General features: G+C 53.1%; 28 protein-coding genes. 20 read left to right on the top strand and 8 right to left on the bottom strand.

What is annotated here, in order from left to right; all coding sequences use genetic code 11:
• Positions 1-38: 38 nt before the first annotated feature.
• From nuoK to VEI96_09810, 8 genes are all read right to left on the bottom strand, one after another.
• On the bottom strand, positions 39-341 hold the full coding sequence (nuoK, locus tag VEI96_09845) for an NADH-quinone oxidoreductase subunit NuoK (GenBank protein HXX58288.1): 303 nt from the start codon (positions 339-341) through the stop codon (positions 39-41).
• A gap of 1 nt (position 342) precedes the next feature.
• Positions 343-855: an NADH-quinone oxidoreductase subunit J gene (locus VEI96_09840; protein HXX58287.1), complete on the bottom strand. Its 513-nt coding sequence runs from the start codon at positions 853-855 to the stop codon at positions 343-345.
• Positions 852-1,472, bottom strand: coding sequence for an NADH-quinone oxidoreductase subunit NuoI (nuoI, locus tag VEI96_09835; GenBank protein ID HXX58286.1), 621 nt, complete (start codon positions 1,470-1,472; stop codon positions 852-854). The genes VEI96_09840 and nuoI overlap by 4 nt, the downstream gene beginning before the upstream one ends.
• The gene (gene nuoH, locus VEI96_09830) at positions 1,403-2,398 is read right to left on the bottom strand and encodes an NADH-quinone oxidoreductase subunit NuoH (protein HXX58285.1); all 996 of its coding nucleotides are present in this window, start codon (positions 2,396-2,398) and stop codon (positions 1,403-1,405) included. Before nuoH ends, nuoI begins: the two co-directional genes overlap by 70 nt.
• Positions 2,399-2,498: 100 nt before the next feature.
• Complete coding sequence (gene nuoD / locus VEI96_09825) at positions 2,499-3,686, bottom strand: NADH dehydrogenase (quinone) subunit D (GenBank protein HXX58284.1); 1,188 nt, start codon at positions 3,684-3,686, stop codon at positions 2,499-2,501.
• A 2-nt stretch (positions 3,687-3,688) separates the two neighbouring features.
• A complete protein-coding gene (locus tag VEI96_09820; protein HXX58283.1) occupies positions 3,689-4,225 on the bottom strand; it encodes an NADH-quinone oxidoreductase subunit C in 537 nt (178 codons plus the stop codon).
• A 64-nt stretch (positions 4,226-4,289) separates the two neighbouring features.
• Positions 4,290-4,787 carry an NADH-quinone oxidoreductase subunit B family protein gene (locus VEI96_09815; GenBank protein ID HXX58282.1) on the bottom strand — a complete coding sequence of 166 codons (498 nt, stop codon included), beginning with the start codon at positions 4,785-4,787 and terminating at the stop codon, positions 4,290-4,292.
• A 124-nt stretch (positions 4,788-4,911) separates the two neighbouring features.
• Entirely contained in the window at positions 4,912-5,283 is a 372-nt protein-coding gene (locus VEI96_09810) for an NADH-quinone oxidoreductase subunit A (GenBank protein HXX58281.1), read from the bottom strand.
• Positions 5,284-5,408: 125 nt separating this feature from the next.
• Here VEI96_09810 and VEI96_09805 point away from each other — a divergent pair, with 125 nt between their 5' ends.
• The 20 genes from VEI96_09805 to VEI96_09710 form a co-directional block, all read left to right on the top strand.
• Entirely contained in the window at positions 5,409-6,293 is an 885-nt protein-coding gene (locus tag VEI96_09805; GenBank protein ID HXX58280.1) for a HAMP domain-containing protein, read from the top strand.
• The gene (locus VEI96_09800) at positions 6,280-7,050 is read left to right on the top strand and encodes an ATP-binding protein (GenBank protein HXX58279.1); all 771 of its coding nucleotides are present in this window, start codon (positions 6,280-6,282) and stop codon (positions 7,048-7,050) included. Before VEI96_09805 ends, VEI96_09800 begins: the two co-directional genes overlap by 14 nt.
• A 34-nt stretch (positions 7,051-7,084) precedes the next feature.
• Positions 7,085-7,450, top strand: a complete 366-nt coding sequence (locus VEI96_09795; GenBank protein HXX58278.1) for a hypothetical protein — start codon at positions 7,085-7,087, stop codon at positions 7,448-7,450.
• Positions 7,443-7,895, top strand: coding sequence for an ATP-binding protein (locus tag VEI96_09790; GenBank protein HXX58277.1), 453 nt, complete (start codon positions 7,443-7,445; stop codon positions 7,893-7,895). The genes VEI96_09795 and VEI96_09790 overlap by 8 nt, the downstream gene beginning before the upstream one ends.
• A complete protein-coding gene (locus VEI96_09785) occupies positions 7,882-8,217 on the top strand; it encodes a DRTGG domain-containing protein (protein HXX58276.1) in 336 nt (111 codons plus the stop codon). Before VEI96_09790 ends, VEI96_09785 begins: the two co-directional genes overlap by 14 nt.
• On the top strand, positions 8,211-8,954 hold the full coding sequence (locus VEI96_09780) for a PHP domain-containing protein (protein HXX58275.1): 744 nt from the start codon (positions 8,211-8,213) through the stop codon (positions 8,952-8,954). Before VEI96_09785 ends, VEI96_09780 begins: the two co-directional genes overlap by 7 nt.
• Positions 8,955-8,975: 21 nt before the next feature.
• Positions 8,976-9,524, top strand: coding sequence for an ATP-binding protein (locus VEI96_09775; protein ID HXX58274.1), 549 nt, complete (start codon positions 8,976-8,978; stop codon positions 9,522-9,524).
• The gene (locus VEI96_09770) at positions 9,521-9,907 is read left to right on the top strand and encodes a response regulator (GenBank protein ID HXX58273.1); all 387 of its coding nucleotides are present in this window, start codon (positions 9,521-9,523) and stop codon (positions 9,905-9,907) included. Before VEI96_09775 ends, VEI96_09770 begins: the two co-directional genes overlap by 4 nt.
• Entirely contained in the window at positions 9,904-11,298 is a 1,395-nt protein-coding gene (locus VEI96_09765) for a sigma-54 dependent transcriptional regulator (protein ID HXX58272.1), read from the top strand. The genes VEI96_09770 and VEI96_09765 overlap by 4 nt, the downstream gene beginning before the upstream one ends.
• 261 nt (positions 11,299-11,559) lie before the next feature.
• Complete coding sequence (locus VEI96_09760) at positions 11,560-12,336, top strand: response regulator (GenBank protein HXX58271.1); 777 nt, start codon at positions 11,560-11,562, stop codon at positions 12,334-12,336.
• A 26-nt stretch (positions 12,337-12,362) separates the two neighbouring features.
• Positions 12,363-13,223, top strand: a complete 861-nt coding sequence (locus VEI96_09755; protein HXX58270.1) for an NAD(P)H-dependent oxidoreductase subunit E — start codon at positions 12,363-12,365, stop codon at positions 13,221-13,223.
• A gap of 23 nt (positions 13,224-13,246) precedes the next feature.
• Positions 13,247-13,630 (top strand): (2Fe-2S) ferredoxin domain-containing protein, encoded by a 384-nt coding sequence (locus VEI96_09750; protein HXX58269.1) that lies wholly within the window; start codon positions 13,247-13,249, stop codon positions 13,628-13,630.
• A gap of 49 nt (positions 13,631-13,679) precedes the next feature.
• On the top strand, positions 13,680-15,551 hold the full coding sequence (locus VEI96_09745) for an NADH-quinone oxidoreductase subunit NuoF (GenBank protein HXX58268.1): 1,872 nt from the start codon (positions 13,680-13,682) through the stop codon (positions 15,549-15,551).
• Positions 15,552-15,557: 6 nt separating this feature from the next.
• A complete protein-coding gene (locus VEI96_09740; protein HXX58267.1) occupies positions 15,558-18,014 on the top strand; it encodes a molybdopterin-dependent oxidoreductase in 2,457 nt (818 codons plus the stop codon).
• A 180-nt stretch (positions 18,015-18,194) separates the two neighbouring features.
• Positions 18,195-18,872: a rhomboid family intramembrane serine protease gene (locus VEI96_09735; GenBank protein HXX58266.1), complete on the top strand. Its 678-nt coding sequence runs from the start codon at positions 18,195-18,197 to the stop codon at positions 18,870-18,872.
• The gene (locus tag VEI96_09730; GenBank protein HXX58265.1) at positions 18,863-19,774 is read left to right on the top strand and encodes a response regulator; all 912 of its coding nucleotides are present in this window, start codon (positions 18,863-18,865) and stop codon (positions 19,772-19,774) included. Before VEI96_09735 ends, VEI96_09730 begins: the two co-directional genes overlap by 10 nt.
• Positions 19,775-19,940: 166 nt before the next feature.
• The gene (gene groES, locus VEI96_09725; GenBank protein ID HXX58264.1) at positions 19,941-20,231 is read left to right on the top strand and encodes a co-chaperone GroES; all 291 of its coding nucleotides are present in this window, start codon (positions 19,941-19,943) and stop codon (positions 20,229-20,231) included.
• Between the two features lie 20 nt (positions 20,232-20,251).
• Complete coding sequence (gene groL, locus VEI96_09720; GenBank protein ID HXX58263.1) at positions 20,252-21,883, top strand: chaperonin GroEL; 1,632 nt, start codon at positions 20,252-20,254, stop codon at positions 21,881-21,883.
• 169 nt (positions 21,884-22,052) lie between these two features.
• Positions 22,053-23,051 (top strand): endolytic transglycosylase MltG, encoded by a 999-nt coding sequence (gene mltG, locus VEI96_09715; GenBank protein HXX58262.1) that lies wholly within the window; start codon positions 22,053-22,055, stop codon positions 23,049-23,051.
• Between the two features lie 42 nt (positions 23,052-23,093).
• The coding region (locus tag VEI96_09710) for a flavodoxin/ferredoxin-dependent (E)-4-hydroxy-3-methylbut-2-enyl-diphosphate synthase (GenBank protein HXX58261.1) at positions 23,094-23,796 on the top strand (703 nt) is incomplete at its 3' end.

Raw genomic sequence — 23,796 nt, 5'->3', positions numbered from 1 at the left:
CGCAGAAGGTAGTTTCATCATTCGCAATCCTCACCGGATTATCCCTTCATCTCGTTCACTTCATCCACGTTGGTAGTCGCCCTGTTCCTGAAGAGGGCGATGATGATCGCAAGCCCTATCGCGGCTTCCGCAGCCGCAACGGCGATGATGAAGAAGACGAAGATCTGGCCCCTCATGTCGTTCATGTGGTAGCTCAAGGAGACGAGGCTGATGTTAGCCGCGTTGAGCATGAGCTCTATCGACATGAACATGATGATGATATTTCTCCTCGTGACGAATCCTGCCACTCCTATTGCGAAGACGGCGGCACTGAGCCAGATATACCATGTCGAAGGGATCATGTCAGCTCCTCAGATTTCTCTTCGCGAGCACAATCGCTCCTACGAGTGCAACTAGCAGTATGAGGGAAACGATCTCGAAGGGGTAGAGATATTCCGTGAACAATATCCTTCCGAGGACCTTCGTGTTCGTCTCCGCACGGACGATCTCAGGACCGATCGCGCCGGAAGGACCGATGACAAAAGAATGGAGAGCGCGAAAAGTAATGAGGAATAAGGCAAGGGCCGCCGAAAGCCCGAGAGGCCAGGGGCCGACAAACCTCTTCGCCACAGCCTCTTCCTTGAGGTTCAGTAAGAGAACGACGAAGAGGAAGAGGACGAGAATCGCCCCCGCATATACCATGATCTGAACGGCGGCGAGGAACTCCGCGTTCAGGGTCAGATAGAGGCCCGCTATGTGGAAAAAGAGGAGCAGCATGAAGAGCACGCTGTGCACGGGGTTCTTCCTCGTAATGACGAGGATAGAGAGGATAATGATAGCCCCCGCCAGATAGGCAAAGAGTAGTTCGGCGGTCATCGGCCTTCCTTCCGCCTCTTGAAGACCGCCTGATTTTCCGGGGTTCCAAAGTCGGCAGTGAGGGGGTGCCAGAACTTTTTGAAATACTCCTGGTCCTTTTCCCATCCCATGTACTTGTCATAATTACTGAGGAGCCTGTCTTTTGTCATATAGAGGTCTTTTTTGTTATAGGCTGAGTATTCATAGTGTTCCGTCAGGACGACCGCAGAATAGGGACAGGCCTCGACGCAGAATGCGCAATAGATGCATCTCAGTACCTCGATCTCATACCGCTCGACGACCTTTGTATGGTCGGGGCTGTCGGTGGTATAGATGTGGATACACTGGGAAGGGCATATCGCCGCGCAGAGCCCGCATCCGACACAGCGCGCCTCACCGGTCTGCGGGTTTCTCGTGAGCGCATGGAGTCCCCTGAAGCCTGGCATCGCAGGCCGCGGCTCCTTGGGGTACTGCCTCGTCACCGCATGGCTGAACATGGACTTCAGGGTCAATGCCATCCCCTTGACAATCTCTGTCATAAATACAGTTTTGACGATCTGCCTGATCTTCACGCGAGCACCTTGAAGATTCCCGTTATAACGATATTCAGCAGCGCAAGGGGGATAAGCACCTTCCATCCGAGCCCCATGAGGTGGTCATACCGGTATCTCGGCAGCGTTGCCCGGATCCAGTAGTAAACGAAGACGATGATATAGATCTTGATGACAAACCAGCCGAAGGGGAGATAGGGGATCGGGAAAGGTCCGTTCCATCCGCCGAGAAAGCAGATAGTCCCGAGACAGGCCATGATGATCATGCCGAGGTATTCCGCGACAAAAAAGAGACCGAACCGCATCCCGCTGTATTCGACGAAATAACCGGCGACGAGTTCGCTCTCGGCCTCGGGCAGGTCGAAGGGTGACCGGTTCGTTTCGGCCACGGCCGAGATGAGGAACACGAAGCAGCCCAGGAACTGCGGCAGCAGAAACATGCCGAAGGGATACCGCTCCTGCGCCTTCACGATATCCGTGAGGTTCAGAGAACCGGAGAGCATCATGACACCCACGAGACTCAGTCCGAGGGCGATCTCGTAACTCACGACCTGGGCCGACGACCTGAGGCCGCCGAGGAACGAATATTTGGAGTTCGATGCCCACCCTGCCATGATTATGCCGTAAGAGCCCAGCGAGGACATGGCGAGGATGAAGAGGAGGCCGATGTTTATATTAGATATCCTGAATCCCTCATAAAAAGGTATCACCGCCACCGATGACATCGTCGCAAAAACGGCGATCACAGGCGCTATGAAGAATACCGGCTTATCGCTCTGTTCAGGGATAATATCCTCCTTGAAGAACAATTTGACAAAGTCTGCTATAGGCTGGAGCAGGCCGTGAAATCCGACATTCATCGGACCGAGCCTCACCTGCATATGCCCGATGACCTTCCGCTCAAAATAGGTGGCGTAAGCGACGTGCAGCATTACCGCTCCGATTACGACAGCGATTTTGAGCAGGAGGAGACCAAGACTGACAAGAGCAGTAAGTTCAAAGAATTTCATCATTCCCTATCACCTCCTCCTCCGCGGCTCGCTGCCGAGAGACGAGCGCGTCCGCCGCCGACCCTGATGGCCCGTTTCTCTCCTGGAAAGAGGCGTGTTTCCATTACCGGTCACAGTCTCCAAGGACGATATCGATGGTGCCGATATTCGCGATAAGATCGGCAACGAGGGCCCCTTCGCTCAATCTCGGAAGGGCAGCGACATGGACAAAGGAGGGTGCCCGCAGCCTCATCCGGTAGGGTCTTCCGGTTCCGTCGCTCACGAAGTAGAATCCGAGCTCACCCTTAGGGGTTTCGGTCGCCACGTACACTTCGCCTTCCGGTGCGGCTATGGGACCCTTCGTTATGAGGACGAAATGGTGTATCATGGATTCCATATTCTGCAAAACCCTGTCCTTAGGCGGGAGAGTGAATTTCGGCGCATCGGGCGTCATGATCGGGCCTCTCGGCAGTTGTTCGATGCACTGTCTGATAATCCTGTTCGACTGCCTCAGCTCTTCCATTCTGCAGCGGTACCGGTCGTAGACATCCCCTGCCTTGCCGATGGGAACGTCGAATTCCACTTTGTCATAGGCATCGTAGGGGACAAACTTCCTCACGTCATAGGGCACTCCAGAGCCCCTCAGGGTCGGTCCGGTGAATCCCCAGTTGACCGCTTCATCGGCTTCGATCACCCCTATGCCTTTCGTTCTCTTCAGCCATATCCTGTTCTGGTCGATGAGCGTTTCATACTCCTCGATCCGCTTCGGGAACTCTTCGGTAAACCGGTAAAGGCTGTCGAGAAACTCCTGCGAAACATCGTTCCTCACCCCGCCTATCCGCGGGTAGCTCGTCGTCAGCCGCGCACCGCAGAGCATCTCGAGGAGGTCCATGAGCCACTCCCTTTCTCTGAAGGAGTAGAGGAATACGGTCATCGCTCCTATGTCGAGGGCATGGGTGCCGAGCCAGATGATATGACTGCTTATCCTTGTCATCTCGGCCGTCATGGTCCGTATGTATTTAGCCCTTTCCGGTGCCTCGATGCCGAACAATTTCTCCACGGCGACGCAGTAGCCTATATTGTTTGCGTTGCTCGAAATATAGTCGAGTCTGTCGGTGAGTGGCAGTGCCTGCAAGTATGTCTTATGTTCCCCGAGCTTTTCGGTTCCGCGGTGCAGATACCCGACAGAAGGGGTGCACTTGACAATGGTCTCTCCGTCGAGTTCGAGGGTAAGCCGCAGGACCCCATGGGTTGCGGGGTGCTGCGGTCCCATGTTTATCGTCAATTCCTTGTGGAGGAGTCCTTCTGTCATGGCTACCGAGTCTCGAATCTCCTGTTCTTTTCCGCAAGGGCGACAACCTCTTTAAAGCCCTTCCACTCCCGATCCCCGAGGTCACTCTTCAACGGATAGTCTTTTCTCAGCGGATAGCCTTCCCAATCCTCCGGCATGAGCACCCTCCTCAGATCGGGGTGCCCGGTGAAGGTAATCCCGAACAGGTCGAAGCACTCTCTTTCGTGCCAGTTCGCACCGTCCCAAATGGCGACAACGCTCTCTATGGACGGGTCGTCCGCGGGGACCTCCGCCCTGACCCTGAGTGCGTTCCTGTGGCGTAATGAATAGAGATGGTAGACCACTTCAAATCTCGGCTCCTTCTTTCCGAGATAATCGACTCCGCAGAGGTCCTGGAGATGATTGAAACAGATTTCATCCGTGTCGTGGAGAAACTCGAGCATCTCTCTGATCCTGTCCCGCCTCACGATGACGGATACCTGACCGCGGAACTCCTTCACCTCTCTCACCTCTTCGGGAAATCGCTCCCGTAACATCTCCACGATTGCGGTCACTTCCATCCCTTATTCCCCTCTTGCGGCCGCCGGGTCTCTGCTGACGTCTCGTTGCAGCCGGGAACACGGATCATCTCCATCTGCTCCACCTGAAGTGTTCCCCTCTAATTTTTTCCTGAAGCTTAATGATCCCCTCCATGAACGCCTCGGGCCGAGGGGGACACCCGGGTATGTAAACATCTACGGGCAAGATCGCATCGACCCCCTGCACGGTGCTGTATGTGTTATAGATGTTCCCGGTACTGGCACAACTGCCCATCGCAATAACATATCTCGGTTCGGGCATCTGGTCGTAAACCCTTCGGATAATAGGAGCCATCTTTTTTGTCACGGTGCCAGCCACGATGACAACGTCGGCCTGCCTCGGAGAGCCCCTGAAAATTATCCCGAATCTGTCAAGGTCGTAGTGTGACGCTCCCGTTGACATCATCTCGATGGCACAGCACGCCAGCCCGAAGGTCATCGGCCAGAGGGATGAGACCCTTCCCCAGTTCACGATCTTGTCTAACCCGGCGATTATCGTGTTCCCCCCGGGGATAATCTTTACCCCCTCTTCTACCTCAACCATTCCGGTTAGGCCTTCTACGAGCATCTGCCCTCACCCTCTTTCCTGTGCCAGGGGTGTGACATGGGGGAGATACTTCTCCTCGGCGCACCCTGCATAATCATGAATTCCCCGTCCTGGGTCTCACTCAGTCCCATCTGAACGCCTCTTTTTCCCATGCGTAGAAATATCCGACGAGGAGTATTACTATGAATATCATCATTTCGACGAAGGCATAGAGACCGATTCGGTCGAAGACGATCGCCCAGGGATAGAGGAAGACTGCTTCAACATCGAAGACGACAAAGAGCATGGCGATCACATAAAACTTTATGGAGAAGCGAAACCGCGGCTCTCCGACCGGCTCGTTTCCCGACTCGTAGGGGAGAAGCTTTTCGGGATAGGGTCTCCTGATTCTTGTCAGATATCCCATGAACAGGGCGCCCATGCCGAAGAGCACGGCAATCACCATGACGATGATTACCGACAGATATTCTCTTGGAATGATTGGACCCGGCATAAAAGTGCCTTTATTTATACACGAAAAAAAAGGTGGTGTCAACTCAAAATTGATAAGCGAGATTAATAGATTTATTAGCACTAGTTATGAAAATTTTTCCTCCGCTCTTATGATAGAATAGTGCGATGATCAGAAAATCCGTGAATTCCATCGCCGGTAAACTCATCATCGCGGTCGGCGCTCTCATGGCCCTCGGAAGCATTATCTTCGGGTACATCTTCATCCGTTATGAAGAGAATATTATGAAGAGAAACCTTGTCATGAATGCTTCTTCGACGGCAGACCTTGTGAAGAGGGCGCTCTATTACGGAATGCTCACGGACCACCGGGAAGCGATAGAACAGACCATTGCGGTTATCGGTTCGGGATCGGGAATCAGGGGGATATCGGTATTCGATAAAAAGGGCAGGGTCGTTTATTCGTCGCAAAAGGGCGAGGTCGGAAAGATTGTCACGAAGGAGAATGCGACCTGTCAAATCTGCCACAAGTACAAGGAAAAACCCCTCTCATCGATTCCGGAGTCTGATTCCTGGAGAATCGTGTCGGACAGCCCGAATACGAGGACACTCACCCTTGTGATGCCTCTTGCGAATGAGCCGTCCTGTTTTACCGCCTCTTGCCATTTCCATAAGCCGGACCAAAATATCATCGGCGTGCTCGAGACGAATTTCAGCACCGATACGGTCGAGGCCATTATAAAGCAGAACCGCATCGGTACGTTCACGTTTGGAAGCCTTTTCATCGCCCTCATCTCGGGCTCTCTCGTCATTATCCTTTACAAGTTTGTTTCAAAGCCGGTCTCCCTTCTCGACGGAGGCATGCGGAGGATCGCGAAGGGCGATCTTGACTATGTGATCGACTTACGTTCCGATGATGAGATGGGCCGTCTCGCGCAGACCTTCAACGCCATGGCAAGGGATCTCAAGAGCTATAAGGAGCACATGGAGAACTGGACGCGGGCGCTCGAAGAAGAGGTACAGAAGAAGACCGGAAATCGTGAAGGCCAATGAGTCGCTCATTAATGCGGAAAAACTTGCCTCCTTGGGGCGAATGGCGGCAGGCGTGGCTCACGAACTGAACAGCCCCCTGACCGGGATCGTTACCTTCGCCCATCTTATGATGATGCGCATCCCTCATGAAAATACGCAGGACCGCGAAGACCTCGAGACGATCGTTGAACAGGCCGACAGGTGCTCGAAGATCATCAAGAGCCTCCTCGGGTTTTCGCGAAAGACGACAGCGGAAAAGAGCCTTGTCAATATCAATGCGCTCATAGAGAATACGATCTCGTTGGTGAGAAACCAGGCGAAATTCCATAACGTCAAATTCAATCTCGACCTGGATGATGCGATACCGAGTGTAGATGCCGACCAAAATCAGTTGCAGCAGGTCTTCTTGAATCTCTGCATTAACGCGGCCGATGCGCTGAACGAGCGGGGGCAGATCTCCATCTCTACCCGCATCGTCACCGGAGCGCCGGACAGCACTACCCAGTGGTTCAAACGGGGATATCCGGAGGAGGGTGCCGAACAGATCGAGGTCGAGTTCACCGATACGGGCCCGGGCATCCCCGCGGAACTTCTCGGGAAGATCTTTGAACCCTTTTTTACAACAAAGCCGGTCGGAAAAGGAACCGGTCTCGGACTCTCCGTCAGCTACGGAATCATAAAGAAGCATGGCGGCAATATTTTTGCCCGGAGCGAGCCCGGTAAAGGGGCGAGCTTTTTTGTGAGACTGCCGATAGGAGAAAACAAGGAGGCTGGGTGACGGGGCCAAAACCTGTGAAAGAAGGTAAATTGCGATGACCTTAGGGCGTATTGCTGAAATTCTCGATGCTGAATTCCTCGTGAATGCGGGAGATCCGAATACCGAAATAGAATCGGTATGCAGTTCCGATCTCATGAGTGACCTGCTCCATTTTTCGGCAAGACCGAAATCCCTCCTCATCACCGGGCTCATCAACAATCAGGTAGTGAGGACCGCGGAAATAGCGGACATAAACGCAGTGGTCTTCGTTCTGAACAAGAGACCCGACAGGGAGACCGTCTCTCTGGCGGAGGAGAAGGGTATATGGCTGCTCGTCACGCGCCTTTCCCGCTATACCGCCTGCGGCAGATTATACGGGGAGGGGTTGAGAAGCTGCACGGAAGAAGACGGTTGTGACTAAGCAGCTTTGTGAGGGGAGCTTTCACCTCATGGGAGGTGAGTTCACCCATGCCGGGGCGGCCTCGAGCGAGCTCAAAACAATCCTGACAGGATTAGGAATCAGTGCCGACTTGGTGAGAAGGGCGGCGATCGCGACCTTCGAGGCTGAGATGAACGTCATCATCCACGCTGCGGCCGGGGTCATAAACTATTCGGTGACGCCCGACAAGATACAGATTGTGGTGAGTGACATGGGACCGGGGATACCTGACATCGAACTCGCGATGACCGAAGGATATTCTACGGCGCCTGATTGGGTGCGTGAAATGGGATGGGGCGCCGGAATGGGATTGCCGAATATAAAGAAAAACTCAGACGAGCTGAGGGTGGAATCGGTTGTGGGTGAAGGGACAACGATAGAGATCATTATCTCAAAGAAGGAGGGTGATGCCTGTGAAGGTGAATGAGATGGCGGCCAAGCTGTCTCTCCGCGTAAACACGACGAAAGGGGATCTCGGTCGCGAAGTCACCGGATGTTATATAAGCGACCTCCTCTCGGACGTGATGGCAAACGCTAAGGAGGGCGAGGTCTGGATAACCCTCCAGACCCATCCGAACATCGTTGCGGTCGCAGCATTGAAGAACCTGTCCGGGATAATCATAACGAACAATCGGATCCCGGAGGAGGAGACGCTCAAGAAGGCAGAGGCTGAAGGGATGCCCATTATGCTCAGTGCTTCGCCCACCTTTGAGACGGGGGGAAGCCTCTATCGACTTCTCCGATGCTGAAACGATTTCGAGCCGACTTGCATATACACACCTGTCTCTCTCCCTGCTCCGAGTTGGACATGAATCCGCGGGATATCGTGGACCGGGCGCGGGAGGCGGAATTGGACATCATAGGGATAACGGATCACAACTCCGCCGAGAACGTGGAGGCCACTCGGCGGGCCGCTCGGGGAACGGGGATAACCGTCTGGGGAGGGATGGAGATTACGAGTTCAGAGGAAGTCCATGTCCTCGCCTTCTTTGGAGGGGCGGATGCCCTGCGACGTATGCAGGAGATCGTCTACGAATACCTCCCGCCTCAAGAAAATGACGAGAAGTTCTACGGAGAACAGGTAATCGTGAACGAGTTCAAAGAGGTGATGGGGTTTAACAGACGGCTGCTCATCGCTGCGACCGGGTTGAACGTGCAGGGGGTCCTCACGGAGATAGCTGCACTCGGCGGAATTTCGATCGCGAGCCACATCGACAAACAGGCCTTCAGCGTTCTTTCGCAACTCGGCTTCATCCCCGAAGATTTGCGGTTTCACGCCCTTGAGCTGTCGCCGAACGTGAGCAGGACCGAGGCGGAAGCGAAATTTGCGTCGCTGAAAAAATTCCCCTGGGTATCCTTTTCCGACGCCCATCATGTCACGGACATCGGAAGGAGGGTCACAACCCTTCTCATGGAAGAGCCTACGCTGGACGAGATGAGGCAAGCGCTCGTGGACGGCGGGGGCAGGAATGTGGTGTGGGAATAGCGTTGCGTGGAAGACCTCTCATTGCATATACTGGACATCGCTGAGAACTCCATCTCTGCGGGCGCACACCTGGTAGAGATCGACGTTGAAGAGGACAGAGGAAACGATCGATTTGCCCTGGAGATACGGGACAACGGAGAAGGCATGGATGAGGAGACAGTGAGAAAGGTTACCGATCCGTTCTTCACGACAAAGACGGTCCGGGGGGTCGGCCTCGGCCTTCCGCTCCTCAGGCAGACTGCTGAGGAATGTGAAGGGAATTTTTCGATCGCCTCTGAGAAGGGGAAGGGCACAACGGTGAAGGTCAGTTTCAGGAACAGCCACATCGATAGGAAACCGACGGGAGATCTCGCTGCAACGCTCATGGTCCTCATTGCGGGCAATCCCGAAGTTGATTTCGCCTTCGAATACAAAAAGGATGGCCACTTCTACCGCTTCGACACAGCAGAGATACGGGAGGAGATCGGGGAGGTACCGATAAATGAGGCGTATGTACTGGCGCTGATACGAAAGGATATCGACAGGGGATTGGGGCGCATAGAACAAGCCGATGCGGAGAGAAGCTCATGAACAAGCCGCGGATACTCGTAATCGATGATGAAGATATTGTGCGGATCAGCTGCAAGAAATGTCTGACACCCGAGGGATACGACGTCGATACCGCTGCGAACGGTATCGAGGGGCTGCGAATGGCTGAGGCCACGAAGTACGACCTTGTCCTGACGGACCTGAAGATGCCCGAGATGGACGGGATGGAGTTCATCATGAAGGCAAAAGAGCGTCAGCCTGACATGAGGGTAATCATGATAACGGGATACAGTACCGTAGAACACGCGGTGAAGGCGATGAGGTTGGGTGCCTATAATTATATCGAGAAGCCCTTCACGCCCGGTACATTGATAGCTGCCGTAAGGGAAGCACTTGAAACAAAGCAGGGAAAGGGAATCTCATGATACCCGACAGGGGAAAGGTCCTTGTCGTCGATGATGACGACATAATCAGGAGGATTTGCCGGAAGATACTCAAGCCTGAGGGCTATACCGTCGAGACGTGCGCCGACGGTCTTGAGGGACTGAAAGCCCTTCATGATCACTCTTTTGACCTTGTCCTGACGGATCTCATGATGCCCGACATGAATGGTATTGAACTCCTGAAAAAAATTAGGGAACACTGGCCGGACACAGAGGTTATCCTGATCACGGGTTTCGGAACGGTGAAGACCGCTGTTGAGGCCTTGAAATATGGTGCGTATGACTATATCGAGAAGCCTTTCACCCCCGAGGAACTCCTGAACATTGTCGCCCGGTGCCTCGAGAGGAGGCTCCTCATTGTCGAGAACCTGAGGCTGAGGCGGGAGATACACGCACTTTACAGGATGGAGAATATCGTGGGGATGTCCATGGCCATGCAAAAGGTTTTTCAGTTGATCGCAACGGTAGCCCCCCTCGAAGCGACGGTGCTGCTGACGGGAGAGAGTGGAACCGGCAAAGAAGTTGTGGCACGGGCGATCCACTATAACAGCCCGAGGAAAGACGGGCCGTTTCTCGTGGTTGACTGCGGCACGATCCCCGATAATCTCATGGAGGCAGAACTGTTCGGTTACGCTAAAGGCTCCTTCACCGGAGCGACGGAGACACGGAAAGGCCTCCTGGATCTCGCCGGTAACGGCACCGTATTCTTCGACGAGATAGCAAATCTCAAAATGTCTCTCCAGGCAAAACTCCTCAGGGTTTTGCAGGAAAAAGAGTACAGGCCTATCGGCGGGAAGGGTCTGAGGAAGGCTGACGTCAGGATCATAGCGGCGACAAATAAAGACCTCTCTGTCATGGTCAGAGACGGCATCTTCCGTGAGGACCTCTTTTATCGGCTCAATGTCTTTCCCCTCCGGCTTCCGTCACTCAGGGAGAGGAAGGAGGACATCCCAGTGCTCGCGCAGCACTTCCTGGGCAAGTACAGCCGTGAGATAGGAAAGGACGTCCCGCATCTTTCCGCAGATGCCGTCCAGCAGCTCATCGCCTATGAATGGCCGGGGAATGTGCGGGAGATCGAGAATGTGATCCACAGGGCTCTTATCATTTGTGACGGAAGGGTTCTCAAGCCGGAGCACATAGTGATACCGTCAGAAAGCGAGACAGATGTTCCGAAAACCCTCGGGGAACTGAAGAAGAAAAGAAAGGATCTGAAGATGAAATCGGTAGAACATACCGAAAAGCAATTCCTCCTTTCAGCGCTCGAGCGTAACGACTGGAATATTTCGAAGACGGCTCAGGCGGTGGGGATGCAGAGAACAAATCTCCATGCGCTCATGAAGAAGCACGTTATCACAAAGAAGCAGAAATCGTAGCGGTTTTCTACATAAAAGATCCATGCCTCTCTCCTCTTCCGTTGGCCTGTATTTTCCCTGTCGCATAAAACTATACACTCTCCCGCGCGCGATTCGGGAGGCCCGTCCCGTTTCTGGAGCGATAGAACGCTTTCTTCAGTGTATGAAATAGCTGTACACTTCTTCGCTTCGTTACAGATAACTGGCCGAAAAGTAACAGGTCTTGTTCTTGGCATCACTCTTGCTTCTGTTCTGAGAAAATCATATGAGGGAGGAGTATCAATGGAGAATCAGAAGGTATTAGTGCTTGACGATGACCCTATTATCGGACTCAGTTGTAAAAAGATACTCGACCCCGACGGTTATATTGTATCGAGTGTGACACAGGGCGGAGATGCGATAAGACTCATCTCGAACGAGGAATTCGATCTCCTCATCGCCGACATAAGACTGCCCGATATGAACGGGGTCGAGGTGCTCCGGGAGGCGAAAGCGATTCAGCCGACGATGGACATAATAATAATAACCGGTTATCCTACGATGGAGGACGCAAAGGAGGCGATAAGGCTCGGCGCCTTCGAATATCTCGAAAAACCCTTTACCCCTGATTTCATGCGCAATGTCGTGAAGAGGGTCTTTGACAAGAGAGGATGGATACTGAGAAAGACCTTCATTGATCAGTTCAAGGAATATATCACCCCTCTTTCGGAATTGGACGAGAAAACGATATACTATAAAGAGGGAATCTGGGCGAGGCCCCTCAAAGGGGCGCTGTGGGAGATTGGTCTTGATGTAAGACGCTGGTTTCTGACCGGCCAGCTGCTGTATATCGATGTGGTAGAAACTCCTGCGGTATCCGCAGGAAAGACTTTTGCCCACCTGGTGTCTGAAGACGGAAGGATTCGCGACTTATACTCACCCATGAGCGGCAGTGTCAAAGAGCGGAATGTGAAGGCCAATGACGCAGTCTATTCCCTCGTGAGGGACTGCCTTTCGGAGAATTGGCTCATGTGGCTTGTCAGGATTCTGCCCAAGACGAGCCATCTGAAAAGGATATGAAGAATGGGATTAAAGGAGGATAGAGGATGAAGGGGAAGATACTGATGGTTGATGATGAGGAGATAGTGCTGAAGAGCTGCGAGCGGATATTGCGGCCCGAGGGGTATGAGGTGAAGGGGGTGACATCGGGGAGGGCGGCTCTGGAGGTACTGGGGGGGGAGCATTTTGACCTGATCATAACGGATATAAAGATGCCTGAGATGGACGGGCTTGAGTTCATGCGGGAAGTGAGGAAGAAGGCGCAGGATATCAACATCGTGGTGATAACGGGGTATCCATCGCAGGAGAGCATCAGCGAGGCGCTGAGCTTAAGGATCATCGATTATCTGCCGAAGCCATTTTCGCCGACGCTGCTGCTTGAGGTAGTGGCGAAGGGGGTGGAGTTCAGGCAGAAGGGGGTGACGCCGGAGCCTGTGGTGGAGGAGTATACGGGGGAGACGGCGGAGAAGATGGAGGGGATAATCCGGAGGTACCGGAACAAGCCGGGGAGTCTGATACCGGTGCTGCAGGAGGCGCAGGAGCTGATCGGGTATTTACCGCCGGTGGTGCAGAAGCACATAGCGAGGGGGCTGCGGGTGCCGGTGAGTGAGGTACACGGAGTGGTATCGTTTTATTCTTTTTTCACGATGAAGCCGAAGGGGAGGCATAACGTAAAGGTATGTTTGGGGACGGCGTGTTATGTAAAGGGGGCGGAGGAGATAGCGAACAAGATGAAGGAGGGTCTCGGGGTAGAGGTAGGGGGGATAACGGGGGACCGGAAGTTTTCGCTGGAGAGCGTGAGATGTTTGGGGGCGTGCGGGCTAGCGCCGGTGGTGGTAGTGGACAAGGACACCCATGGATCGGTGAACCCGGTGAAGGCGATGGAACTGCTGAAGCAGTATGAGTGAAGGACGAGAGAGGAGAGGAAGAGATGCCGAGACTGACGGTAGATGACTTAAAGAAGATAAAGGAAGAGTATAAGGCAGCGCTGACGTTGCGTGAGGGGGGAGCGCGGGTGAAGGTGACGGTGCACATGGGGACCTGCGGGATAGCGGCGGGAGCGCGAAAGGTGATGGAGGCGTTGCTTGAGGAGATGGGGAAGAGCGGGGTGAAGGATGTGATCGTGACGACGTCGGGGTGCGCGGGGCTCTGCAGCAGGGAGCCGATGGCGACGGTAGAGGTGATCAACGAATCGCCGGTGAAGTATGTTCAGCTGGACGGGGAGAAGATACGGAGGATATTGCGTGAGCATGTGATAGATGGTAAGGCGGTGGAGGAGTATGCGCTCGTGATGGGGAGCGAGACGGCCTATTGATGGAGAGGAAGGGAACGGACACATGCTCAGGAGTTTCGAAGGAGGACAGATGGAAAATTATCGAGTGAGTATCATGTTGTGTGGGGGCACGGGCTGCACGGCGGCGGGCAGCCTGAAGATCAAGCAGGCCCTCGAAGAAGAGATCAAAAAGCGAGATCTGACGAAGGAGGTCAATCTCGTATTGACCACCTGTAATAGTTTCTGTTCGCAGGGACCGGTCATGGCTGTCTATCCCGGTGAATTTTTCTATCAGAAACTTACCGTACGAGACATCCCTGAAATTGTTGAGGAGCATTTCATCAAGGGAAGACCGGTCGAACGCCTCATGTACAAGGAATCTCCGAGGCAAAAGGCGATACCGCTCATGAGGGAGATACCTTTCTACAAACACCAGGTTCTCAGGGCCTTGAGGAACAAGGGGCTCATAGATGCAGAGAAGATTGAAGAATATATCGCTCGTGACGGCTATCAGGGTGCTGCGAAGGCGTTGACGGAGATGACGACCGAAGAGATAATCGATGAGGTAAAGAGATCAGGCCTTCGGGGCAGGGGAGGCGCCGGGTTCCTTACCGGTCTAAAATGGGAATTGAGCGCGAAGGTCAAGGGAGACCAGAAATATATAATCTGTAACGGTGACGAGGGCGATCCGGGGGCATTCATGGACAGGAGCATCATGGAGGGAGACCCTCATGTTGTCCTTGAGGGCATGCTCATCGGTGCCCGGTCTATTGGGGCGAGCAAAGGCTACATCTATGTCAGAGCGGAATATCCGCTTGCCGTTCAGAGACTCCAGACCGCAATCAACCAGGCGAGGGATTACGGCCTTCTCGGTGAAAATATATTTGATACCGGCTTCAATGTCGACATCGAGATCTACCAGGGTGCCGGAGCGTTTGTCTGCGGAGAGGCATCAGCCCTCATGCATTCGATTGAGGGGAAACGCGGCATGCCGAGGCCGAAGCTCTGGAGGTCAGCCGTCAAAGGGCTATGGGACAGGCCGACCGTCCTCAACAATGTCGAGACGTTCGCGAATATTCCGCAGATAATCCTGAACGGGGCTGACTGGTATAGGAGCCTCGGCACGGAGAAATCGACAGGGACGAAGGTCTTCGCCCTGAGCGGTGCGGTCAAGAACATCGGACTCATAGAAATACCGATGGGTATTCCCCTGCGGAGGATCATATTCGACATCGGAGGGGGAATTCCGAACAACAGGAAGTTCAAGGCGGTGCAGCTCGGCGGCCCTTCGGGGGGATGCATACCGGAAAGTCTGCTCGACACGCCGGTGACCTTTGAAGACATCATGAAGACCGGTGCCATTGTCGGATCGGGAGGAATGGTCGTCATGAACGACCTTAACTGCATGGTGAGTGTCGCGAAGTATTTCCTCGAGTTCACCACGGAAGAATCCTGCGGCAAATGCCCTCCCTGCAGGATAGGAACACACGTCCTGCGCGATATCCTGACGAACATCACCGAGGGAAAGGGAAAGGCCGGAGACATAGAGCTGATCGGACAGGCTGCAAAGGATATTATCGAGTCTTCCCTCTGCGGGCTTGGCCAGTCGGCCCCGAACCCCGTCTTAACGACGATACGGTACTTCAGGGATGAATATGAATCCCACATTAACGACAAATGGTGCAAAACCGGCGTCTGCAAGGAACTCACTACGTTTTATATCGACGCGAGTACCTGCACAGGCTGCGGGGCCTGCGCGAGGGTCTGTCCCCGCAAGGCGATTTCCGGTGAGAAGAAGAAACCACACCTTGTTGACCAGTCTCTCTGCATACAGTGCAGGTCTTGCTATGAGAAATGTAAATTCGACAGCGTAAAGATCGGGCCGCGCAGCATGAGAGGGGAAATGACGGAAAAGGGAAGCGGGCAGATCCAGGGGATCGCAGCGGTTGAAAAGGAGGCGTAAGAAACGATGATAGAACTTACGATAAACGATAAGAAGGTAGAGACACCACGGGGCTCGACGATTCTCGAGGCGGCCAGGGCTAATAATATTTTTATCCCGACCCTCTGCTTTGACAGGAGGCTTAAGCCTTACGGAGGTTGCAGGCTCTGTGTTGTTGAAATTGAAGGCCAGAAGGGGCTCTCTGCCTCCTGTGCGACGCAGGCAAGAGACGGGATGGTCGTATATACGGCGACCCCAAAAGTCACAAACTCCCGAAAGGCTGTGCTCGAATTCCTTCTCCTTCACCATCCCCTTGATTGTGGTATATGCGATAAGGCCGGAGAATGCAAACTTCAGGACTACGCCTTCAGATACGGTCCCTCTCAGAGCAAATTCTCGGCTGCAAAGAAGCATGACGAGGAGAGGATCGACGCACCGATCGTCGAGAGAAATCCGAATCGGTGTATCCTCTGCGGCATCTGTGTCAGGGTTTGCCAGGACCATCAGGGGGTGGGAGCTATCAATTTCATCGGGCGGGGATTCGAGACGAAGATAAGCCCTGCCTTTGAAGAGACCCTCGATTGTGAATTCTGCGGGCAGTGTGTCGATGCTTGTCCCGTAGGAGCGCTGGGAAGCAAACCCTACCGCTATCGATCCCGTGTCTGGTTCATGGATGAGTATGAGATGATCTGCCCTTACTGCGGGTGCGGATGCACGACGAATCTCAGCCTCAGAGAGGGGAAGATAATCCGGGCGCGGGGGAAAGAGGGGGCCGGAATAAACGACGGCAATCTCTGCAGCAGGGGCAGGTTCGGCTTCGATTATATTTACGGGGACAACAGGCTGAAAACCCCCTTGCTGAAGAAGGATGGGAATCTCGTGGCGGTCTCGTGGGAAGAGGCATTTGCCTTTGTTTCGCAGAGACTCGGTGAGGTGCGCAGGAAATACGGACCCTCCGCTCTTGGCGCCATAGGCTCGCAGAGGTGTACCCTCGAAGACAGCTACATGTTCCAGCAGTTCATGCGAAAAGCTGCCGGAACTGACAACATAGACTCTGCGGCACGGTTCGGATATTCCAAGGCGCAAAAGGCGATGGAAATGGCCTTTGGGAGACCTTTCATGCCGATATCTTGGGATTCTCCGACCAAGGCCGATTTCATTCTCGTCGTCGAATCGGACATAACCTCCGCTCTTCCTGTCTGGGGACTGAATTTCATCATCGCGAAGAAGTCAGGCGCGCAGCTCGTGGTCGCAGACTCGAAGGAGACAAAGCTCGTGAGAAACAGCAGCCGCTGGCTGCGGTTGGCCCCAGGCTCCGGGGTATCGTTCATCAACGGTATCATGAAAGTCATCTTCGAAGAAGGGCTCTATGACAAAGGAAAGGTCTCGGCCGTCGAAAACTTCGGTTCTCTCGAGACGACCTTGAAGGGCATCGCCTTGTCGGAAATATCAAGAACGACAGGGTTATCCGAAGATGAAATAAGGGAAATTGCGCGTGCGTACGCCGGTTCTCAGAGGAGACTCATTGCCCTGACGTCAGGGTCTGCAGAGAACACGAAGAGCATAAACACCTTCCTCGCTGCGGCGAATCTCGTTCTTCTCATGGGGGACAGTCCTGAAAGTCTCCAGATACCCGCCGAGTTCTCGAATACTCTCGGCATGTGGACCGTTGGAGTGAGGCCTCTCCGCGAAGGGAAGAGCGCTCATGAGATGTTCTATCAGCCGGGAGACATTAAGGCGATGTATATCATGGGCGAAAACCCTGCTGTGAGTTTTCCTGATGTCTCGACTGTCGAGAAAACCCTCAAAGGCCTGGAATTGCTCATTGTGCAGGATATATTCCTTACAGAGACCGCGCGACTCGCGGATGTGGTATTCCCCGCGAGCAGCTGGGCGGAGAAGGAAGGGACATTCATGTCCGCAACCGGAGCTGTCCAGCGGATACCGAAGCTCGTGGCGGAGACGGGAGAGTCTATCCCCGACTGGATGATATTCAGGAATCTCGGGAGATTAATGGGTAGTGACCTCGGCGTGAGCGATCTCAATGAGATACGTTCGGAGATCAAAAAGGCGATCGAATCGGCGAATGCCGGCGGAATACGCCTCTCTTTCTCTCCGGCATCGTACCGTGTCGGAGAACCGAAGAGCGCCGAGTATCCGCTTTCTCTTGTAACAGCGAATGTCATGCAACATTCCGGCGCCCTTTCCGTGCTCTCGAAAAATCTTGATTCCGTCGTGCGGGATGCTTATTTACAGATAAATACAAAGGACGCGAGAAAATACGGGATCGAAGATGAAAGTTTCGTCAGAGTCACTTCAAAGAGAGGAGAGATTTACTTAAAGGCGATGGTGTCCGAGGAGGTTCCCGAAGAGACCGTATTCGCTCCCATACATTTTGCTCACGCAAAGGTCAATTCCCTGACCTATCCCTCTGTCAATGGAGAAGTTCCTCTTGTTCGGGTGAAGATAGAAGCAGCTCAGTGAAGATGGAGGCCGGCAGAGGGGGTTGAAGCCCTAATGCCGGCAGGAACCGAAATAGGGTCACCCTACGGCTTCTGAACGGATAGGATTCCGGCGTGATATAATCACTTCTATGGATTCTGTTCATGCCGCGCAGGGGATGGAAGAAACTTTCTTCTCCTTCGCGCTCAATGGTGAACCGGATTGATCCCCTTCAAGGACGAAAATCCGACGACGGTTGTCCCCTTTGTCACCATAGGACTGATAGCCCTGAATATCTTTCTCTATCTCTGGGAGATCTTCTCACCCCTTGGAGAACAGCAGTTCGCCCTTTCCTACGGTGCCATTCCCTACAATCTCATGACGCACGAGACAGACCAACCGATCTCGCCTTTTGCGACAGTCTTTTCCTCCATGTTTCTACACGGCGGTATTCTCCATCTCGGAGGCAATATGCTCTATTTCTGGATATTCGGCAATAACATCGAGGACAGCATAGGGCATTTCAAGTTCATTCTCTTCTACCTTCTCGCTGGAGCGGTTGCGGCTTATTCTCATGCCCTAACGGACCCCGCTTCCCATGTGCCCATGATCGGAGCCAGCGGCGCCATATCAGGAGTGCTTGGGGCCTATCTGATACTTTTCCCCCGTGCAAGGGTTCATACGGTACTTTTTTTTGGCTTCTTCTGGCAGATCGTGAAGGTCCCTGCCTTGATTGTTATCGTGTTTTGGGCTATTATACAGCTTGTCAATGGCGTCATCACGCAGGGATGGTTAAGCCAGGGAGGCGTTGCGTGGTTTGCCCATCTCGGGGGTTTTCTCTTTGGTTTGATTACCATAAAACTCTGGTTGCCGAGAAGGAGACGGAGGCAATGGTCATAATATGTCCGAAATGTAAGATAAGACTCAAAATCGCTGACGAAAAGATTGGATCTGACGGCACGCGGTTTAAGTGTCCCAAGTGCAGTACGGTACTCCTGGTGAAGAAGCCACTGCCCCAGGCAAGACCTCTTGATGAGAATACGGTGCTTGTGGCTCACGAAGACCCTTTAATAGCGAGGAGGATTAAATCCATTCTCACTGCCAGCGGATATGCCGTTAGCGTTGCTGCCGACGGAATAGAGGCCCTGGTGAACGCTGCCAAGGAGCTGCCCTTTCTTATTTTATTGAGTGTGTCTCTTCCAAAGATTTACGGTTTTGAGGTTTCAGAAAGGTTGAGGAAGAGACCAGAGACGAAGGGAATGAAGATAATCCTTGTTGCCTCCCTCTATGACAAGAACAGATACCGTAGGGAGCCTGACTCCCTCCACGGGGCCGATGCCTATATCGAGGAGTACCAGATTGAAGAATCGCTGCTTCAGAAGGTCAATGCTCTGAAGAAGGCCTTCCCGCAAGAGGCTCCTGAAAGAAAGGGGGACGCAGGAGAGGGAAGGGAAGATACGGGCAGCAGGTTTTCAGGAGAAACGATTGCGGAATCTAAAGGAACTGACGAGAGACCGTCACAACCCGTAACTGAAAAGATAAAAGTGGGGCAACCTGATGAACTGATCGAAAAAGCGAGGCGGCTCGCCCGGACGATCGTATCGGATATCTACCTCTATAGCCGGGCAAGGGTAGAGGATTCAGTTAAGAACGACTCATTTCATTCGGCCTTCGCCTCGGAACTCAGGGAAGGGCTTAAACTCTATGAAACGAGGATATCCGCTGAAGTCAGGAAGATGGGGGATTTTTTTAATGAGGCCGTAACTGCCTTTATAGAAAAGAAGAAAAGAGATATCAGCTAAAATTATTCTAAAATACGAGTAATCAGAAGCTATTAGTCATTATTACCAATTATTGCCTCATTTTGTCCAAGAATTGTACTTGTCATAAGACGCGATAAAAAATTATATTAGCACTCGCGGCATATGAGTGCTAACAATATCTTTATGAGAAGAAAGGAGAAACGTTATGAAGTTTAAACCGCTCAGGGACAGGGTATTGGTGAAATACTCCGAAGAGGCTGAAAAGACTGCTGGGGGGCTGTATATTCCCGACACAGCAAAGGAGAAGCCGCAGAAGGGCGAAATCGTGGCTGTAGGGCCGGGAAGGATAACCGACGATGGAAAGCTGCAGCCAGTGTCCGTCAAAGTGGGCGACAGCGTGTTGTTCGATAAGTATTCCGGTTCCAAGGTAACCATGGATGATGTCGAGTACCTGATAATCAGGGAAGAAGACATATTAGGAATTCTGGAGAAATAAGAAAATAAAGGAGGTTATTTATGGCTAAACAACTATTATTTGATGAAGGAGCTCAGAGAGCGATATTGAGCGGTGTCACCATGCTCACGAATGCGGTCAAGGCGACTCTTGGGCCGAAGGGAAGAAACGCGATTTTGGATAAGAAATACGGGGCGCCGACCATCACGAAGGACGGCGTTACGGTTGCGAAGGAGATAGAGCTCAAGGACCCATGGGAAAACATGGGTGCGCAGCTGGTGAGGGAGGTCGCATCGAAAACTTCAGATGTTGCCGGTGACGGAACTACAACGGCGACGGTCCTTGCGCATGCAATTTACCGGGAGGGGATAAAGAATGTCGTTGCTGGCGCAAACCCGATGGATCTGAAGAGGGGAATCGAGAAAGCCGTTGAAGTCGTTCTCGAAGACCTGAAAAAACTCAGCAAGCAGGTGGGGGATAAGAAGGAGATTGCGCAGGTCGGGACCATCTCGGCGAATAACGATCCGTCCATCGGGGAACTTATCGCAGAGGCGATGGACAAGGTCGGAAAAGACGGGGTTATTACCGTGGAAGAGGCAAAGAGCATGGCGACAACGCTCGATGTAGTAGAGGGAATGCAGTTTGACCGCGGGTACATATCTCCATACTTTATAACCGATCCTGAGAGGATGGAATGTAATCTTGACGATGCGTTTATCCTCATCAACGAGAAGAAGATATCGAGCATGAAGGATCTTCTCCCGATACTCGAGCAGACCGCAAAGATGGGCAAGCCCCTTCTCATCCTCGCAGAGGACGTGGAAGGCGAGGCACTCGCTACACTCGTCGTAAATAAACTCCGCGGCACCCTTCAGGTTTGCGCTGTAAAGGCCCCTGGATTCGGGGACAGGAGAAAGGCGATGCTCGAGGATATCGCAATTCTCACCGGCGGCACAATGATATCCGAGGACCTGGGTATCAAGCTCGAGAGCATCAAGATCTCTGACCTCGGAAGGGCAAAGAAGATCACCGTTGATAAGGAGAACACAACAGTTGTTGAAGGCGCAGGCGACCATGCGAAGATCCAGGGCAGGGTTAAGCAGATTAAGGCGCAGATTGAAGAGACGACGTCCGATTACGACCGGGAGAAACTCCAGGAACGTCTCGCGAAGATCGTCGGAGGTGTCGCGGTGATTAACGTCGGCGCCGCGACCGAAACGGAGATGAAGGAGAAGAAGGCGAGGGTCGAAGACGCACTCCATGCAACGAGGGCCGCTGTGGAGGAAGGGATAGTCCCGGGAGGCGGAATTGCGCTCCTGAGGTGCCTCCCTTCACTGAAGAATCTTAAGCTCGATAACCATGACCAGAAGATCGGCGTTGGCATTGTTATGAAGGCCCTCGAAGAGCCTATACGCCAGATCGTCAATAATGCGGGAGTCGAAGGTTCCGTAATTGTTGAAAAGGTGAAAGGCTCAAAAGACGTAAACTATGGGTTTGACGCTCAGAGCGAGGAGTATGTCGATATGATGAAGGCCGGGATTATCGATCCGACGAAGGTAACGAGAACCGCCCTTCAGAACGCAGCGTCAGTCGCTTCGCTCATGCTGACGACATCCGTGATGGTTTCCGAAATCCCGGAAGAGGAAAAGAAGATGCCGCCTATGCCGGGCGGCGGCATGGAAGGCATGTATTAGGAGAAAGCAATATCCCGTGATTCGAGAGGCGACCGGTGAATTCACCGGTCGCCTCTCTCATTTCCTGAAGGAGTATCGGGGGGATGCGGACAGGATGAGCCTTACGCGATGGATTCCATCTCTGCTTCCACTTTACAGGGGCTGTCTTTTTCTGGCATCCTAAATTTAGATGAAAAGAAATATAATCATCATGGCGGCTTCGCTTTTGGTTGTCTTCCTCGTTTATTCTGCTCTTCAACTCGTCATGCCTCTTCCCTTCGGCAACCAGTCGATGGAGTTTGAAATAAAGAGAGGATCCTCTTTCAAAGAGATTGTCGAAGGCTTGTCTGAAAAAGGCATATTGAGGGACAAATGGGTTTTCCTCCTTCTCGGCAGGGTCACGGGCGCAGACAGGAAGATCAAGGCAGGGTTCTATCCGCTCTGGGGTTCAATGAGCCCGCTCCAGATATTTAACGCGATCCGCAAGGGGAAGATCATCGAATACGAAATCACCGTTATTCCGGGCGATTCCCTCTGGGAGATAGGGGAAAAGTTTTCTTCGGTGATAGGCACGGAACCAGCCGAATTTCAGAAATTATGCACAGACAGGGAGTTCCTGGAGGCCTTCGATGTGGATGCCCCGTCCCTCGAAGGCTACCTCTTCCCTGATACGTACAGGTTTCCGAAGGGGCTCGATGCCAAGGACGTGCTTATCCTCATGCTGAACCGCATGAGAGACCAGTTCGACGAAGAGATGATGATGCGACAGATGGAACTGAATGTCTCCGAAAAAGAGGTGCTGACCATGGCGTCCATCGTAGAAAAAGAGGCGATCTCCGAGGGCGAACGGACTGTCATCGCCGGTGTGTATTATAACAGACTCAAGAAGCACATGCTTCTCCAGGCAGATCCGACCGCCATTTACGGCGTGAAGAGTTCGAAAGAGAGGATCACGAAGGCCGACCTCCTGAAGAAGACTGCCTATAATACCTATTTCATAAAAGGACTGCCGCCGGGCCCCATCGCATCGCCCGGTCTCAAATCCATCAGGGCGGCGCTGAACCCTTCTGATGTCCCGTATCTATACTTTGTCTCGAACCAAGATGGCACCCATACGTTTTCCGTCACCCTCGGGGAACACGCTGAAGCGGTGAAAGCGTACAGAGAGAAAAGAGGAACAAGGGGTTGAGAATAAGGGTAATTTCAGGGCGATGGAAATCAGCAGAAAGGGATGATGACGTTGGTTAAGAAGAGAAGAACTACAAAGGTAATACACGTGGGCAGTGTACCCGTTGGGGGTGGGTACCCTATTTCCGTTCAATCGATGACGAAGACTGATACGAGGGATGCAAAGGCAACGGGAAAACAGATCCGAGCCCTTGCAGAGGCCGGCTGCGAGATCATAAGGATAGCGGTGCCCGATATGGCGGCTGCGGAGGCCATAGGAAAGATTAAGAAATCCGCCTCGATCCCCGTAATCGCGGATATACACTTCGACTGGAGGTTGGCCCTCGAAGCTATACGGCAGGGAGTCGACGGGCTGCGGATTAATCCCGGCAACATCGGGGCAAAATGGAAGGTTGCGGAAGTCGTCTCGGCCGCCGGGGAGAAAAGGATCCCTATCCGGATAGGAGTAAATGCGGGCTCCCTGACAAAGAAGCTTCTCGCGAAGTACGGCCATCCGACACCTGAGGCCTTAGTGGAAAGCGCAGCCGAGCATATAAACATCCTCGAAGGGCTGGGCTACAGAGATATAAAAGTCTCGCTCAAGGCATCGAATGTGCCGACTACCGTTGACGCATACAGGCTCTTTTCGCGCTCATTCAGGTACCCTCTACACGTCGGAATATCAGAGGCGGGACCTCTCTTTACCGGCATGATAAAGAGTTCTGTCGGTCTCGGAATACTGCTGTCTGAAGGGATAGGAGATACCG

This window comes from Thermodesulfovibrionales bacterium, assembly GCA_035622735.1.
In the GTDB taxonomy this organism is placed as follows: Bacteria; Nitrospirota; Thermodesulfovibrionia; order Thermodesulfovibrionales; family UBA9159; genus DASPUT01.
The sequence above is the reverse complement of the archived record's forward strand: the minus strand, read 5'-3'. Positions and strand labels throughout refer to the sequence as shown.